18 protein-coding genes and 1 CRISPR repeat array are annotated in these 15,887 nt (G+C 38.2%); all 18 genes read right to left on the reverse strand.

Annotated features, from left to right (window positions below):
• Position 1: 1 nt before the first annotated feature.
• Complete coding sequence (gene uvrB / locus DW019_RS04100; protein WP_118442597.1) at positions 2-1,996, reverse strand: excinuclease ABC subunit UvrB; 1,995 nt, start codon at positions 1,994-1,996, stop codon at positions 2-4.
• Between the two features lie 203 nt (positions 1,997-2,199).
• Positions 2,200-2,328 carry a hypothetical protein gene (locus DW019_RS15620; protein ID WP_278286517.1) on the reverse strand — a complete coding sequence of 43 codons (129 nt, stop codon included), beginning with the start codon at positions 2,326-2,328 and terminating at the stop codon, positions 2,200-2,202.
• Positions 2,325-2,552, reverse strand: coding sequence for a hypothetical protein (locus tag DW019_RS04105; protein WP_117479197.1), 228 nt, complete (start codon positions 2,550-2,552; stop codon positions 2,325-2,327). Before DW019_RS04105 ends, DW019_RS15620 begins: the two co-directional genes overlap by 4 nt.
• 3 nt (positions 2,553-2,555) lie before the next feature.
• Positions 2,556-2,744 carry a response regulator gene (locus DW019_RS04110; RefSeq protein WP_118442598.1) on the reverse strand — a complete coding sequence of 63 codons (189 nt, stop codon included), beginning with the start codon at positions 2,742-2,744 and terminating at the stop codon, positions 2,556-2,558.
• Between the two features lie 91 nt (positions 2,745-2,835).
• Positions 2,836-3,312: a TspO/MBR family protein gene (locus DW019_RS04115; RefSeq protein ID WP_118442599.1), complete on the reverse strand. Its 477-nt coding sequence runs from the start codon at positions 3,310-3,312 to the stop codon at positions 2,836-2,838.
• Between the two features lie 76 nt (positions 3,313-3,388).
• The gene (locus tag DW019_RS04120) at positions 3,389-4,246 is read right to left on the reverse strand and encodes an NUDIX domain-containing protein (protein WP_118442600.1); all 858 of its coding nucleotides are present in this window, start codon (positions 4,244-4,246) and stop codon (positions 3,389-3,391) included.
• Between the two features lie 30 nt (positions 4,247-4,276).
• Positions 4,277-5,611 carry an MATE family efflux transporter gene (locus DW019_RS04125; RefSeq protein ID WP_243024093.1) on the reverse strand — a complete coding sequence of 445 codons (1,335 nt, stop codon included), beginning with the start codon at positions 5,609-5,611 and terminating at the stop codon, positions 4,277-4,279.
• A gap of 56 nt (positions 5,612-5,667) precedes the next feature.
• Positions 5,668-7,812, reverse strand: coding sequence for a carbohydrate binding domain-containing protein (locus tag DW019_RS04130; RefSeq protein ID WP_118442601.1), 2,145 nt, complete (start codon positions 7,810-7,812; stop codon positions 5,668-5,670).
• Positions 7,813-8,336: 524 nt separating this feature from the next.
• The gene (locus tag DW019_RS04135) at positions 8,337-8,612 is read right to left on the reverse strand and encodes a hypothetical protein (protein ID WP_118442602.1); all 276 of its coding nucleotides are present in this window, start codon (positions 8,610-8,612) and stop codon (positions 8,337-8,339) included.
• A gap of 538 nt (positions 8,613-9,150) precedes the next feature.
• Positions 9,151-9,471: a hypothetical protein gene (locus DW019_RS04140; RefSeq protein ID WP_118442603.1), complete on the reverse strand. Its 321-nt coding sequence runs from the start codon at positions 9,469-9,471 to the stop codon at positions 9,151-9,153.
• 190 nt (positions 9,472-9,661) lie between these two features.
• Positions 9,662-9,964: a hypothetical protein gene (locus DW019_RS04145; protein ID WP_118442604.1), complete on the reverse strand. Its 303-nt coding sequence runs from the start codon at positions 9,962-9,964 to the stop codon at positions 9,662-9,664.
• An 88-nt stretch (positions 9,965-10,052) separates the two neighbouring features.
• Complete coding sequence (locus DW019_RS04150; RefSeq protein ID WP_118442605.1) at positions 10,053-10,253, reverse strand: hypothetical protein; 201 nt, start codon at positions 10,251-10,253, stop codon at positions 10,053-10,055.
• Between the two features lie 684 nt (positions 10,254-10,937).
• Positions 10,938-11,243 carry a type II toxin-antitoxin system HicB family antitoxin gene (locus DW019_RS04155; protein WP_118442606.1) on the reverse strand — a complete coding sequence of 102 codons (306 nt, stop codon included), beginning with the start codon at positions 11,241-11,243 and terminating at the stop codon, positions 10,938-10,940.
• Between the two features lie 15 nt (positions 11,244-11,258).
• Entirely contained in the window at positions 11,259-11,486 is a 228-nt protein-coding gene (locus DW019_RS04160) for an aspartate dehydrogenase (protein WP_118442607.1), read from the reverse strand.
• A gap of 149 nt (positions 11,487-11,635) precedes the next feature.
• Complete coding sequence (locus DW019_RS15625; protein WP_279217637.1) at positions 11,636-11,767, reverse strand: hypothetical protein; 132 nt, start codon at positions 11,765-11,767, stop codon at positions 11,636-11,638.
• A gap of 170 nt (positions 11,768-11,937) precedes the next feature.
• Positions 11,938-13,553: direct repeats of the CRISPR family, unit length 36 nt; unit sequence GTTTTACGATAACTCAATCCTTCCAGGTACTAAAAC.
• A 73-nt stretch (positions 13,554-13,626) separates the two neighbouring features.
• Complete coding sequence (gene csn2-St, locus DW019_RS04165; protein WP_118442608.1) at positions 13,627-14,613, reverse strand: CRISPR-associated protein Csn2-St; 987 nt, start codon at positions 14,611-14,613, stop codon at positions 13,627-13,629.
• Positions 14,610-14,933, reverse strand: coding sequence for a CRISPR-associated endonuclease Cas2 (gene cas2 / locus DW019_RS04170; RefSeq protein ID WP_118442609.1), 324 nt, complete (start codon positions 14,931-14,933; stop codon positions 14,610-14,612). The genes csn2-St and cas2 overlap by 4 nt, the downstream gene beginning before the upstream one ends.
• A complete protein-coding gene (cas1, locus tag DW019_RS04175) occupies positions 14,923-15,834 on the reverse strand; it encodes a type II CRISPR-associated endonuclease Cas1 (RefSeq protein ID WP_118442610.1) in 912 nt (303 codons plus the stop codon). The genes cas2 and cas1 overlap by 11 nt, the downstream gene beginning before the upstream one ends.
• Positions 15,835-15,887: the final 53 nt, after the last annotated feature.

Here is a 15,887-nt window from a genome sequence, read left to right on the forward strand (position 1 = left end):
TCTAAAGTTCACTGCGGATTTCCTCTAAATGCTTTTTATATTCAATCATCCGGTCACGCAGTTTGGCAGCCTTTTCAAAATTCAACTCAGCCGCTGCCTGATTCATCTGTTTCATCATCTTAGCAATATGACGCTGCAATTCCTCAAAACTCATGGATTCCGGATCTTTCTCTTCTTCCGTAATATCCGTACCTGCTTTCTTTGAAATACGGATTCGATCGCGCACCGCCTTCTGAATTGTCTTTGGCACAATGCCGTGTTCTTCATTATATTCTTTTTGTATCTTGCGACGCCGCTCGGTTTCATCAATTGCCTTACGCATGGAATCGGTAATCTTATCTGCATACATAATAACATGTCCTTCCGAGTTTCGTGCCGCACGTCCAATCGTCTGAATCAAAGAAGTCTCCGAACGTAAGAAACCTTCTTTGTCCGCATCCAGAATCGCTACTAACTGAATCTCCGGAATATCAAGTCCCTCTCGCAACAGGTTAATTCCGACTAAGACATCAAACACATCCAGACGCATATCGCGGATAATTTCTGAACGCTCCAGCGTATCAATGTCCGAATGCAGATACCGCACACGTATCCCGACTTCCTTCAGATACTTTGTTAAATCCTCTGCCATTCGTTTTGTCAGTGTCGTAACGAGAACCTTTCCCTTCTTCTCAGTAACCTTTCGAATCTCTCCGAGCAAATCATCCACCTGTCCTTTAACCGGTCTTACATCAAGTTCCGGATCTAAAAGCCCCGTCGGACGAATAATCTGCTCGGTACGAAGCAGCTCATGCTCTGTCTCATACGTCGAAGGCGTTGCCGAAACAAACATCATCTGGTTAATATGCCCCTCAAATTCTTCAAAATTCAGAGGGCGGTTACTTTTTGCAGAAGGCAGGCGAAATCCATATTCTACAAGTGTAGATTTCCTCGACTGGTCCCCGGCAAACATCCCGCCAATCTGTGGAATCGTAATATGAGACTCGTCCACAATAATCAAAAAATCATCCGGAAAATAATCCATCAAAGTCATCGGCGTTTCCATCGGCTGTAACCCATTCAAATGCATGGAATAATTCTCAATGCCGGAACAAAAACCGGTCTCCCGTAACATCTCAACATCAAAATGTGTCCTCTCGGAAATCCGCTGCGCCTCAATCAATTTATCCTCACTCTTAAAATACTTCACGCGCTCATCCAGTTCTTTTTCAATTCCCGCAATCGCACGCTCCATCTTATCCGGTGCCACTACATAATGGGATGCCGGGAAAACAACCATATGCTCTAAATCGGCCGTCGCCTCTCCGGTCACAACATCAATTTCCTGAATCCTGTCTACTTCATCTCCAAAGAACTCAACCCGAATCGCACGGTCACTTGCCGATGCCGGAAAAATCTCAACTACATCACCACGCACACGGAACGTGCCACGATGAAAATCCATATCATTCCGCGTGTACTGAATATCAATCAGACGCCGAATCACCTCATCCCTATCCTTTTCCATGCCCGGACGCAGAGAGACCGTCATATTTTGATAATCGATTGGACTACCCAGTCCATAAATGCAGGAAACACTCGCAATAATAACCACATCACTGCGCTCAGTCAGTGCCGCTGTCGCCGAGTGGCGCAGTTTATCAATTTCGTCATTGATTGCCGAATCCTTTTCTATATAAGTATCCGTTGAAGGCACATAGGCTTCCGGCTGGTAATAATCATAGTATGACACAAAATATTCTACCGCATTCTCCGGGAAAAATTCTTTAAATTCTCCATACAGCTGTGCCGCCAGTGTCTTATTATGCGCAATCACAAGCGTCGGCTTATTCAATTTTTCAATCACATTTGCCATTGTAAAAGTTTTACCGGAACCGGTAACACCAAGAAGGGTCTGAAACTGATTTCCTTCCTGAAAGCCTTTCACTAGAGCATCAATCGCCTGCGGCTGGTCACCGGTCGGCTGATATTCGGAATGTAATACGAAATGGTCCATCGTTTATTTGTCCACCTCCGTCTAGATGAATTGGTATAACAACATAGGGAACAAATCATATGATTCATTCCCTATCGATAGGTCGTTCACTACTCGTGATACAAGTATAGCACATTGAAAATTGTATTGCAATGAAAAAATGAACATTTGTTCGTTTTACAAAATTTTCTCCCCATAAAATTTTCTGCTAACTGTTCCATGCTTTAAAAGTCTTCTGTGACATCATTAATAAATACATAATAGACATCCCCATACATCTCTGTATGCACAAACCGCCCATAGTCAAGCACTGTCTTCACCGTACCATCCTTATATATAATGCGGTATTTCACCCGGTCAACGCATCCATTTCCAGCTCCGAAATCATATCTTCACTTTCCGTCATATGAATAATATTTTCCACACGCATTTTTACAAGTAATGGACTGTACGGCTTAACAATAAAATCCGAAACACCCAGTTTTAAACATTCTTTTTCATCCTCTTCACCATCTAATACTGTCGTAACCAAAATCGGTATTCTGTTGTAATCAGAATTGTTTTCAACGTGTTTCAAAAACTAAAAACCATTCATAACCGGCATCTGAATGTCTAATAAAATCACCGATATGCTTTGAGCCTCTTTCTCTAATATATCCAGTCCCTGCTGCCCATTTGCAGCCGTCAGCACTACATAGTCCTCCTGCAATATTTCTAAAAGGAACTGTCTGTTTATTTCATCATCTTCAATTAAAAGAAGTGTTTTCATTCGTTTATCCTTAATCTTATCTTATTTGTAAATATTTTTATGGTACAGATATTATATCGGCGGAAAATTTATTTTGATTTACTATGAACAACTATTTTTTCATCCACCACACCGACGCATTTAAAACCGCTGCAAAAATCACCCACAAAAGATAGGGAATCTGAAGCCATGCAGCCACCGGGTCAATGAGGCGCCATACAAGTATCATCATAAAAATCAACAAAAGCATAATGAGAAGCCAGACAAGGGCAAATCCATAGGCCTGCAGATTAAAGAAGAAAACGCCCCACATAAGATTAAAGAATAATTGTACCCAAAACAAATTGAGTCCGATTGTTTTTGCCATGCTTTCTTCACTGCTAAAAATACGGGCAAGTCCGATTCCCATCAGGGCATACAAAATCGTCCAAACAATTGGAAACAGCACTGCCGGCGGAGAAATAACCGGCCGAATTCCCATACCATATTCTGCTATGCCATCCCGAATTACAAATGCTCCTAATGCGCCCAAAAGTTCAAGCAAGACAACGGTTCCAAGATACAACTTAACCTCTTGTTTTTTTAACATAAATATTCATTTCCAGCACCACATTCTTTGTACCAATATATTTGTCAAACTGGGAAAATATACCGCAATAAAAAAGCTATTCCAGTCCTTTGCGAAACCGGTCAATCATCGTTGCCGTAAGGCTTAAAAGATTTTTGTCTTCTTCAATTTTATCCCGCTTAACAAAGCGTGCCGTTGCAAGCTCCGTTTCGTCCATTGTAATCGAAGTACCGCCATCTACTTCGCAGTAATAGCCAAGTAAAAGATTCGAGTCAAAGCCCCATGGCTGGCTGTCAAAATAACGGATATTTTTCACACGAAGTCCCACTTCTTCCTGCACCTCACGCACGACCGTCTGCTCCGGTGTCTCACCAATTTCACAGAAACCGGCAAGCAGTGCACGCCCTTTGTAGGGACGGTCTGCATACGTGGAAATCAAAATAGAATCCTCATGAATCAACCCGATAATCACCGCTGGGGCAATCTTTGGAAAAATCAAATTTCCACAATGCGGGCACCTCTTCATCCGCTCCTTTTTATCATGCACGGTTTTTACACCACAGCGCCCGCAAAAAACATTGTCGCGGTACCAGACATACAAATGATACCCTGTCATACCGGCAAAGCAGGTGTATACTGGGTCATTTCTGCGGAGACTCCGAATTGGTTCATAGGAAAAAGAAAAAATGTCTGATATAAACAAACCCGCTGATAAATCCCCCGGCATATAAAGAAAATAACAGGTTTCATCGATCGAAAATAAATATTGTAATAAATGCTTTTCACACCCCAATTCACTGCAGGTTGGAAGCACAATTTTTCCATCTTCAATACGGCACAAAATCCTGTCATCCGGTTTCCCATGTCCACGAAAAACAAGGACAAAATCATCCGGCTTTGGGCTTTTTACATGATAAGCATTATCAAACTTTTTTGGTGCAATTTCTTGTATCATAACCAGTTCTCCTTAAAATCAGTAAATATCTTAAATCACTTTTTTCATCTGCCAGCGCCCGGACAAATATCTCACAGCAAATAACAACGAGCGGACCGCCCAGTCAATAAACATACCAAACCACACGCCTAAAATACCCATGTTACATACCACCGCAAGTATATAACTGCAAAGCACGCGGAACAACCACATAGAAATAATTCCTGTCAGCATCGTAAACTTCACATCGCCTGCTGCCCGCAATGCATTTGGCAGGGTAAAACTGAGTGGCCAGATAAAAACAGCAATTGTACTAAACCAGCGAAGCACCTCTGCTGCCATTTGTGTCGCCTCCGACGAAAGCGAAAATACAGACACAACAGGAACCGCAAAAACAAACAGCAAAATATTCATAATCCAGTCCCCTGCATAAGCAAATAACATCAACTTTTTCGTATATTTTTTTGCCTGTGCCACTTCACCGGCACCAAGACACGTTCCAACCACCGTAATCAATGCAAGTCCCATCGACATGCCGGGAATATTCGGAAATTCAATAATTGAATAACTGACCGAATTGGCTGCAATCGCTGCCGTTCCAAATGCTGTTATCATGCTTACCACCATTAATTTTCCCACCTGAAACATACTATTTTCAATTCCGCTTGGGATTCCAATTCGGAGAATCCGAAGAATCATTTTCTTATTAGGAATAAGAGAAGAAAATCTTTTTAACTGCAACGGATTATAAGGACGGGCAACCAAAATTGTCATACAAACACCACAGACAACTCGACTTACAAGTGTCGCAAGTGCCACCCCGAGCACCCCATAACCAAGTGCCACCAAAACCGCATTCAGCGCAATATTAATCGCATTCATTAACACACTGAGTCCCATACTGACCTTACTGTTTCCTACACTTCTGAAAATGGCTGCTCCCGCATTATAAATTCCAAGAAATGGATAAGAAAGTGCCGTTACAAACATATAAATCCATGCACTGTGCATAACCGAATCTTCCACACTGCCAAAGATTGCCGGTAACATCTGCTTTCCAAAGACTGCACAAATAAACGCTGCTGCCATTGAAAAAATGAAAAGCACCGTCTCTAACTGTCCTGCTGCATACGTAGCATCTTTTGTATCACGTCGTCCGTTATACTGACTGCAAACGACGGCACCTCCTGTCGCAAGTGCCGCCATAACCTGAATAATTAATAGATTAATATTGGTCGTAAGTGCTACGCCGGACACCGCTGCTTCTCCAGCCTTAGAAACCATCAGCGTATCCACCATGCCGACCATTACATTTAAAAACTGTTCAAACATAAGAGGCATCACAAGTGCCCTTAGCTGTTTTCCTGTGTACATCATAATTCTCATATCCTTGCTTCATTTTCAACCATAGTGTACCACAGGTTTTTCTTCCCTTCAACTATCTAGTTATAACCGATTGCCATCAGAGTAAACTTCTTCGATTCACTTTTATCATTCATGCGAAGTTCAATTGTATGCTCTGCCTCGGCATCCTCTTCGATGGCTACATATACTTTACCATTATTCCATCCACTGGTATCATAACCACTCAGAGTTGTCTGAAGTTTTCCATCTACATACAAATCAGCCGAACCATATTCTGTCGAATTGCTTAATTTATAAATTAACGTAAGTGCTTTACATTTTACTTTTAATTTCAAAGCGTCCGTGCCACTTGTTGACGTATGCATCCAGTTATCTGGGAACCATGCCGCGCCTTTTTGTCCCTTATACTCGTACTGAAAAGAGCCCGTTGCATTATCATTTTGATTAAATCCGCCGGAGCTAAATGATGTAATTGCATTGTCCTTTGTAACATCAGTCTTAGAATCCAACATCTTCATTCCCTGGTAAGCAGATGACTTAACCGGTGCCATCGCATCCATATCAGTGATATTATCTTCTTCTGCCGTTTCTTTATCCATCTTATCAAACATACGTGTAATACAGTCTGCCATCAGCTGATAACCGGTGTTGTTTGGATGCAGAGAATCACCAAAGTACCATTTATAAAATGCTTTCTGGTCATTTCCACCAAAATAAGACGAAATCGCATTTCCCATACTAATCATCGGTAAATCATAATGCGTACCAAATGGACGATAATTGTTTTCACAGACAACACCGCCACTCGCCTTCTGAAATACTGAGAACACAAGCACAACGGCAGAGCCGGATTTCAATGCCTGGCGAATCAGTCCTTCATAACCTTTTCCTGCGGTTGCCGTACCATAATCATTTACAGCGAATTCAATGAACAGCACATCCGGATGGTCGCTTCCCTCCGGCAAACGATCAATCACATCACGGTTGTAACGTACCACACCAATATCGGATGGCGTTCCGCTCATTCCGGCATTGATAAAGTGAACATTTTCTCCATTGTTCTTTCCATATTTTGCTCCAAACGTCTTTGCGGAAACTTCCGCATAACACATGCTGTTTGGTTTTGCTAATGCGCCCTCAGTAATGGAACCGCCAATGTAGGCAAGCGTGACGTCTTTTCCGTCTCTCGCATTTTTGATTACTTTCTTGATTCTTGCGTTATTTCCGGTTGAGTACACACTATTTTCAAGCATCTCCTCGTACTGAGCATCTGTAACCTTATATACATCATTCTGTGCTTTTCCGCTAATGATAACATCATCCACAAGGAATGAATCCGTCGCGGTAGTCATGGTGAGTGTCATCGCAACATCGCCCTGATTTTTCGGAATCGTAATTTCACCTTTGAGCGTGGTCCATTTACCGCTTATGCAAGTTTTTCCTGCATCTGCGTTTGTAATCAGCGTAACGTCTCTTGCCATTCCATTCTGGTCCGTATAAGTCATACGAAGTGCAACCTTCTGGCTTTTTCCGGTATCCTGCTTTACAACAACGCTGAACTGATAATGCTCACCGGCAATCACATACGCGGAAATTGGAAGTTTTGCACCATCTGTTTCACTCGTTCTGTCTTTCACAAGAAGACTGTTCATACCGCCTTCTGTGTAGTTCTGTGAATTGGAAACTTCCAGTTTGCCACCAATCGGCGCAAATCCTTTGAGGTCCCCGTCTTCAAAATAGTTACTGTATACTTCCGACGCAACCGGTTCCGGCGTCTTAATCGGCACTTTGGTCACCAGTGGTTTCTCCAATGGTGTGCTTGTCGGCTGATTTGTTGGTTTACTCGTCTGCACCGGTACCTTCGTCACTTTAACTGTCTTTTTCTTTGTTACAATAATCTTTACGGTTCCAATTTTCTTTGTCTTTTTCTTATACTTTTCCTTCACCGTAACTTTGGCAGTTCCGACTTTTACTGCTTTGACCTTGCCGGAAGCTGAAACTTTAATTCTTTTGTTTGATGCGGTAAATTTGTATTTTGCTTTTTTCTTCTTATTCTTTACCACAATCTTTTTTGATTTTCCCTGCTCAATCTTAATTGTTTTTTTTGCAGGTTTTGCTTTCTTTGCTGCCGCACTGCTGTCCGATGCCGTGGCCGTTAATGACACAACCATCGCCACAGCCAGTCCGTGGCAAAGTAACTTCTTCATTTTTGCACAACCCATAATTGGCCTCCTTTATAATTTTATGTCTATATTATAGGGGATTTGTATAAGTTTTGCAAGGTGGCATTTTTTCAAGTTTCGTAAATTATCAAGAAAACGGTTACGTTAAGTGGTCACTCCCGTTAAACAAACGCGTAAGGGTATCGGCATGTTAAATACACATGCTCGATACCCACGTGTTTGTACCCACTTATCGCAACCGTTTTCTTGATGATTTACTGGGATTTTGAAAAATTGATATCTAACACTATATATAAACTAGTTCTTGTAATGCATTTTGGGGGGGCAGGGCATACTTTTTCTGACATCCACCTGAAGCCCTGCATGACAACGCTTTTAATATTTCGCTGTATGCTTAGCAAAAAATGAGAATGTTGCTTTCACTATGAGGAACATTGAACACCGTCGGTGCCTAGATGGCGTATTTTGCCCTCAGGCACCGCTACGTGCGTTCTCTAAGCGGGAGCGGTTCCGAATGTGAAACAACATTCTCATTTTCTGGCTAAGTATACAGTGAAACTAATTTATTCCAACCCTTCATTGTAAATCCGATTGATGGCTGCCTGTGCTTGTTCCATCTCATGCTTTTTTATGATTCGGTCTCTGTCTTCTAAGATTGCTATCATTTCGTCGACAAGCTGTTCTTCTTTTAGCTCGATCATGCGGTACAAATAGCCGAGCATTCGTGTGGCTGTATAATCGGTATTCATATATTTGTATGCAATCTCCCGGCATAGACTTTCGGCGAAGCCTTTTTGTAATAGTATTTCGTAAATTGCGTCACTTTTTCTTGTATCCATGAAATTCCTCCAATTCAATACACTATTGCTCACCTGCATATTGCTACTTTCCAGACGTAACGACCGGAACAGATTTTTTTAACTTCTTTAGAAACCCGGCATTTTCCCAAAATCAATGCCATATGTGTAATACGTTCCCGTGTCTTTTCTCATAAGAAGTGCTTCGTTCATTTTTATGTATTCTATTCCTTTCACGAGAAATGATTTGCCAACGGCTGTGTTGTATAGTCCTTCGGTTAGGGTTTGGTAAGTAGGCATAGGCGCTCCTTTCTTAGTGCTTTTGGGGCTGAAATGTTTGGTTTTAGTGTAGCATGTTTTGGGGGATGGGGCAATTATCTTCTTTTTGTTTTTGATTGTAAAAATAGCACCCTTTTCATCTAGGTACTAATTTGATGTTGCCTCATCTCTGTATTTCTTCTCCAATCTATCACACACAGTATTAAAGTCTTTTGTCTTTCCCTCTTTTATCTGTTCTAACCCAGCCATATTACTCAGTCCTTTCCGTTTACATTATTGCAGCAAATCCACTGAGAGATTTTTAGTAAAAAGGCATTTTGTAAATCATAATAATTGCAACCAGCATACAAAAAATAATAGTAAATTTATCAAAACCACATATTTTTTTCTTACCTGTTGTTTTACCGAATTCAAATGGGGCATATGACCGATACCGATACATTTGAATCAAAGCATATACAACCTCAAATAACGCAACAAAAAAGAAAATGAAATGTGTCATACCAAAACGCCATGTAAACAACGCATGAATTAAAATCCCAAGAATGAAGCCAATACCACAATAAAAATACGAATGAAAACCACGGTATTTTCTTTCCTGTTTACTATAATGACCAAACATAGAATTTCCCTCCTCTGTCTACTATGTCAAATTCTGAGTTTCTTTCCCATCATAATTTACAATTACGCAACCGTCATTAATACTCTTTTCCGATTTCTGTTTCCATTCCATACATGGTCTTGAAATATGAATTGGGAGTGGGTAAAAAGGACTTCAGCACCTTTATAGTGACAAAACTGCTGAGGGATTTTTAGTATAAGCGTATTTTGTAAATCGCCAGAATTGCGAGCGTCATGCCGACAATAATCCCTAATATATCAAAACCATCTATCTTTTTATCTCTGTAAGGAGCGTACGAATTACGTCGATACATTTGAACAAGTGCGTATATAATCGCAAGTATACCAGATAAAAGCATGGTGTAATGTGCTGTCCCCCAGCGAAATGTAAAAAGCGCATGACACAATGTGCCGAGCGAGCAACCTATACCGACATAGATCGTATTGTGATATTCCATATATTTCTTTGTTTGTTTATCTTCATAGCTTGCCATGTAATTACCTCCACTTCTTACTATGATAAATTCTAAGTTGCTTACCCGCCATAATTTACAATATCCTCAAGTCCACTTTTTGACATCATCAATCTTTCACATCATATTCACCACGATTAAAACGCCTCATAGTTTCATTTTTCCCTTTAAGAACAAGATCTCTGTTGAGTGCCTCATGATCTGTGTGATAACCGTCTGGTGGAGTTCTATTATTAAATTTAATTTCATCCCAGTGACCTAACAGATAACATACGATTATTGTTAATATTCCACTAATTAATTCTGCCATAATAAATTCCTCCTTAATTGAATATTTTTTCAAAATATAGTTACTGCTGTTATAGTTTGTCACCCCTTCCTTCCCTTTCGATGCCTTTATCCTACCACACTTTGTTGTCCAATAAACATCCCACCAGGCATATTTATAACATATTACTCACTTTCATTGATGAAATCTTCTCATATTTTGCCAAGCCTAAAATCCTTTATTTTTAAGTTTTTTTACTTTGTTACCTCGAAACAAATGAGCTAAAAGTGCTGACTAAACTTTCTAACAGGGCCTTACCCCAAGTAGAATACCTCTGCCAGCTTTTTTATTGCACTGTTATTCCTATACTGTTATATCAGATACATAATGTTTCAAATGAAGGAAAGCGTATAAATGAATATAAGTTATGGATACTATCATGGATACAAAATCAAATAACCGTTTAGGTATGTTATCAGGTTAGAATTTTTGCTTGCATTTTTTCTAAGTATATAGTATAGTACATGTGTTGAGAAAGGTGTATGTTTTCGGACTACACTGGGGGAGTCACTCTGTGGCTCCCTTTTATGTTACACATTTTTGACAGATGGCAGGCAAAAATGTGGTTCTCGTAACTCCCCCCATTTATCACAATATCCTTGGTGCACTGAATGATGAAACATCGCAGTATTTTAAGCAGTATAAGACTAATTTGAGGTGGACCAATTAAGCTCTGTCAAATAGTTGAAAATCCACATCAACCAAGGTAAGATAGCCTTTCGTATAATCAAAATCACTTTTTATCAATTCAGCCTTCTTTATTGCTTCTTCGTAATCTGACGGTTCCGGCAATTCTTTCCCGTCTTCCTCGTATGTTTTTCCTGTCATGCCAATAGCATCTCGTGCCATTTCAATTGCATCTACCAAATCATGACCTTCCGTAAAAATCGCAAAATCCGGCACATACACTAACTGCATTCCTCCATCTTCCCTGATAAATGCCGGATATGCCCGCTTTTTGTTCTTTTGCATAAAACAACACCTCCATTAATACTCTTTTTCAATTTCCGTTTCAATTCCATACATAGTCTTGAAATATTCCAAATCAGCCGACGTTTTTATCAGCATAATTTCTCTCATTTTGCCTGTATGAATATTTTTAAATCCAGCAATCTGCTCCCCATTGCAAATGCTCGCTTTAATAATGGGCTTTTCATTTTCTCTGTCAAAATCTCCACTTGGTGCAGCCTTTTCTTTTTTCTTAAAAAATCCCATAGCAGCCACCTTCTTTCGGTTGAAATGTTTGGTCTTAGTGTAACATGAGTTGGGGGTGGGTGGCAAGGGGAGTTGGCAGAAAGGCATTTCAATCCACACTCCCGCAAGGGGAGTGACAATCAACCTCCTGTATGAATATATGTGCTGAATTATTTCAATCCACACTCCCACAAGGGGAGTGACCTCACCTCACATTTTAATTCTTCATAATTGCTAAATAGTTTCATAAACACTGCTGTCAAAGCAGCAGAAGATAGCAATGCCGTTAAAATACTTTCCATAGTATATTCCTCTCTTTCTTTTTTTCTACTCTATATATAAAATATTATTGTTTATCATTTGTATATCTATAATGCGTTCTTTGATACAAAAATAATAATTGCTATTATATTGAACTTGATAAATTTTACAATAACCAAACTTCTTCAGCGCATTTTTATCCTTAATCATAGTTTTTCAATAGCTCAGTTCTTTCAGGTACTAAAACCCTATTAGACAGAAGGGCAACCATTCAAGAGTTTTACGATAACTCAATTCTTCCAGGTACTAAAACTGGGGAAATGTCGCGCCCAATCTTTTCTGAGTTTTACGATAACTCAATTCTTCCAGGTACTAAAACCTTTGCCGGACAAAGTAGTAATTAAATTCTGTTTTACGATAACTCAATCCTTCCAGGTACTAAAACGATGCATTGTAAGCCACGAACATGGAGACCGTTTTACGATAACTCAATCCTTCCAGGTACTAAAACCCATTCTCGGAAGTGTGTTTACAGATACAGAGTTTTACGATAACTCAATCCTTCCAGGTACTAAAACTCGAAACTGCTATGAATGAAGAATATGCTTGTTTTACGATAACTCAATCCTTCCAGGTACTAAAACCGAACTGCACGAAATTATATTTGCAAACTGGTTTTACGATAACTCAATCCTTCCAGGTACTAAAACCCAACTGTTCAAAACCAAGACTAAAATACTGTTTTACGATAACTCAATCCTTCCAGGTACTAAAACCGAATTGCACAAAGTTATACTTGCAAACGGGTTTTACGATAACTCAATCCTTCCAGGTACTAAAACTGAGTGCTTTTTTAGCCGCATGACTAAACTGTTTTACGATAACTCAATCCTTCCAGGTACTAAAACCCATATCGGTTGATAAATAAAATTTACCATGTTTTACGATAACTCAATCCTTCCAGGTACTAAAACCATGTATCAAAGATGGTACGTTGTAAAGTGGTTTTACGATAACTCAATCCTTCCAGGTACTAAAACAGTCTTGCTTGGTGTAATCTTGACTACTTCGTTTTACGATAACTCAATCCTTCCAGGTACTAAAACTGTTACCACCTGCTTTCTAATACTCTTTTAGTTTTACGATAACTCAATCCTTCCAGGTACTAAAACCGCGGTGTCTCTTGTGTCCTGCGATAATCTGTTTTACGATAACTCAATCCTTCCAGGTACTAAAACCTTAAAGGGTTAAATGAATTGCTTGGTGGGTTTTACGATAACTCAATTCTTCCAGGTACTAAAACGACAGTCGGGGATGCTTGCCAAAGGCAATAGTTTTACGATAACTCAATTCTTCCAGGTACTAAAACCATTTTTTGTTTACTTTCTGCACAACTTTAGTTTTACGATAACTCAATTCTTCCAGGTACTAAAACATCCCCCAAATGTAGAATCACATCATCTTCGTTTTACGATAACTCAATTCTTCCAGGTACTAAAACTGCCATTTCTGCACTTTTTACATTTGTATGTTTTACGATAACTCAATTCTTCCAGGTACTAAAACTCTACTGTATTGAGTACCTTAGAAGTGATTGTTTTACGATAACTCAATTCTTCCAGGTACTAAAACCCATCTTTGGTAAAAACTATATCTTCAAAGTTTTACGATAACTCAATTCTTCCAGGTACTAAAACCAAAAGGACGTGGAACGTACCGTAGAGGAGTTTTACGATAACTCAATTCTTCCAGGTACTAAAACAGCTTCTGAAGCGGAGGCAACTTTAGTCGGTTTTACGATAACTCAATTCTTCCAGGTACTAAAACATCAAATTTGCCCCCCTTCACTTTTAATACTATTATAATTATATATTACATATTTAATAATCGCAACACTATTTCAAAAATCACTATCGTGCAAAAACTCATACTCCATACTATTCAAGCCAGATATCTCCCCTTGATTAATACATAATGTTTTATTCAATAATTTAAGAATAACAAATGAATCAAATAATATACTGTTATTTGATTTGCCAATTTTATGTACAATTTCACACATAAGTTTATCTACATTCTTATTTCGAAACAAATTCGACGGATAATTTCTTTCGAGGAATTCTTCTAAACGTTCCTTTGTCGGAAAACAAAAAACTCCATCATTAACAACATTTATCCCATGAAAATACTCCACGGAAAAATCAACGTATTCATTTAATATTATTGACAATATTATCCAAACAGAAGTTTCCTTGATATACCTTTTTATAAATACACAAAACTCTTTATATTCTCTTGCAGTCAATAACGTTTCTATATTTTTTAAAATAATCAGTCTTTTTTCGCCATCGTCCTTTTGCAGTTCCTTCTGTAAATTCAAATAAACCATAAGTAATTCCCAATTTCCTATTTCATTTAATTCTCTATCATCATCTAACATAACTACTGTTTTTTGAAGCATATTCACCAAATCATTCATTTTATAACCAAATGCAATTCCTCCAAGTGATGTGGCTACTTTACTATTTATGCCTTTATATATTTTCTCCATATGTAAAGCAATTTTTTCCAATTCTACATTTGCAGAAAAATCACTAATTTGTGTTTCAAAATATTTCATCATCATACTTGTTTTTGTCATTGATATTTCCTTAATAATATCCTCCCGTTCTCTAATAAGACTTACTGTAAAATATTTTTTACCAACTTCATGTCCTTCTGATAATATTTCACAATTTTTCTGACTTAAAATTTTCCCAGTTCCAAAATAATTATGTAATGCATTTACAATATTTTCTTTTGCTATCATATTTTCACCACATAATTGTGAAAAAGGCAATAAATTTAGCATATATTCTTTGTTCTCATATCTTATTGTCAAATTCATATAACTATAAACCTCCTTTCTCCTATTTTACTTTCCGTTTGGTTTTTACAGCCAACTAGCAACTTCATATCTTCATATTGTTTTTCAGTCACAATTAGTAAACGAACATTTCCATTTTCAGGCAAAAATTTCTCAATACGTTTTTGAAGACGTTTACAAAAATCCCGATTTGGACAAGTTCTAACATATATAGAATATTGCATCATATAAAATCCTTCTCTAATAATATTTTTTCGAAAAATCCGATAAGCTCTTTTCTCTTTTTCTGTTTCCATTGGCAAATCAAACATACACATCATTCTCATAACTCTATACTTCATCCTTTTCCCCCAAATAATTCATAATACTTGGATAAACAATTTCCTTTCTTCTATGTGCAAACAATGCCGCAATATCTGATACATATTCTTCTAAAGCATTGCATATATACATAACTCTGCCTTTATACCTCATTTTATGATTTAGTATATTGATAAGTTGGTGACGGTGTTCAGGCTTAAAATACTTCTCGTTCTGCAACCACTTATAAGCACATAAATCCACAAAAGGTCGAAATGGTTCAATCATATCATCAACTAAATTAAACCGATTATACTCATTGCAATGATGAATTCCCAATTGACTATTTAATCCATAACCAACACATAATCTAGCAAGAAACGAACGCAATATAGCATATCCAAAATCCAACCCTGAATTTAATAATATATTATCATTCCCTCTAGAAAAAGTGCATCCCATTAATTCATTAAAATATAATTTAGCAACATGTGCTTCTCTATTATTCGCATCCCCGGATTCAACTTGTTCTATAAATTCCCTAATTGCACAAATCACCTTTTCGCTCTTACCTAACATTTCCAACACATTTGCTTGATTTTCAATTTTGGCTTTTACAATCTGTTGCCATAACTGATTATAATACTCTTTAGACTTTTCAATTTGATATCCTATCATTTTGGAAACTCTACTATGATTGTCATAAGATGAATAAAATCCAATTGGCAAATGTTCCTGATTACACAGTACAACACCAACATTATAATCAGCCAACAAACACAGTATGCGTGCAGTGATTGTGACTTTAAGATTATCCAATACAAGAACAGAAATATCAGCAATTGGTATCCATATTTCATCATCTTCTTTAATCACAACCAAATTATCCAATTTCATTTTGATAAATACATCATTTTCTATTAAAACAACACGAAATCCCATAGTACCCTCCTATAAAAAAAAGGACATCCGTCGATGTCCTTGATTTCGGCATA

Source organism: Clostridium sp. AF37-5, assembly GCF_003477605.1.
Taxonomy (GTDB): domain Bacteria; phylum Bacillota; class Clostridia; order Lachnospirales; family Lachnospiraceae; genus Eubacterium_F.

Excerpts from the sequence above, each read along its gene's own strand:
- uvrB (WP_118442597.1), bottom strand. The coding sequence starts at position 1,996 with ATGGACCATTTCGTATTACATTCCGAATATCAGCCGACCGGTGACCAG.
- DW019_RS04110 (WP_118442598.1), bottom strand. The coding sequence starts at position 2,744 with ATGAAAACACTTCTTTTAATTGAAGATGATGAAATAAACAGACAGTTC.
- DW019_RS04115 (WP_118442599.1), bottom strand. The coding sequence starts at position 3,312 with ATGTTAAAAAAACAAGAGGTTAAGTTGTATCTTGGAACCGTTGTCTTG.
- DW019_RS04120 (WP_118442600.1), bottom strand. The coding sequence starts at position 4,246 with ATGATACAAGAAATTGCACCAAAAAAGTTTGATAATGCTTATCATGTA.
- DW019_RS04125 (WP_243024093.1), bottom strand. The coding sequence starts at position 5,611 with ATGAGAATTATGATGTACACAGGAAAACAGCTAAGGGCACTTGTGATG.
- DW019_RS04130 (WP_118442601.1), bottom strand. The coding sequence starts at position 7,812 with ATGGGTTGTGCAAAAATGAAGAAGTTACTTTGCCACGGACTGGCTGTG.
- DW019_RS04135 (WP_118442602.1), bottom strand. The coding sequence starts at position 8,612 with ATGGATACAAGAAAAAGTGACGCAATTTACGAAATACTATTACAAAAA.
- DW019_RS04140 (WP_118442603.1), bottom strand. The coding sequence starts at position 9,471 with ATGTTTGGTCATTATAGTAAACAGGAAAGAAAATACCGTGGTTTTCAT.
- DW019_RS04145 (WP_118442604.1), bottom strand. The coding sequence starts at position 9,964 with ATGGCAAGCTATGAAGATAAACAAACAAAGAAATATATGGAATATCAC.
- DW019_RS04150 (WP_118442605.1), bottom strand. The coding sequence starts at position 10,253 with ATGGCAGAATTAATTAGTGGAATATTAACAATAATCGTATGTTATCTG.
- DW019_RS04155 (WP_118442606.1), bottom strand. The coding sequence starts at position 11,243 with ATGCAAAAGAACAAAAAGCGGGCATATCCGGCATTTATCAGGGAAGAT.
- DW019_RS04160 (WP_118442607.1), bottom strand. The coding sequence starts at position 11,486 with ATGGGATTTTTTAAGAAAAAAGAAAAGGCTGCACCAAGTGGAGATTTT.
- DW019_RS15625 (WP_279217637.1), bottom strand. The coding sequence starts at position 11,767 with ATGGAAAGTATTTTAACGGCATTGCTATCTTCTGCTGCTTTGACAGCA.
- csn2-St (WP_118442608.1), bottom strand. The coding sequence starts at position 14,613 with ATGAATTTGACAATAAGATATGAGAACAAAGAATATATGCTAAATTTA.
- cas2 (WP_118442609.1), bottom strand. The coding sequence starts at position 14,933 with ATGAAGTATAGAGTTATGAGAATGATGTGTATGTTTGATTTGCCAATG.
- cas1 (WP_118442610.1), bottom strand. The coding sequence starts at position 15,834 with ATGGGATTTCGTGTTGTTTTAATAGAAAATGATGTATTTATCAAAATG.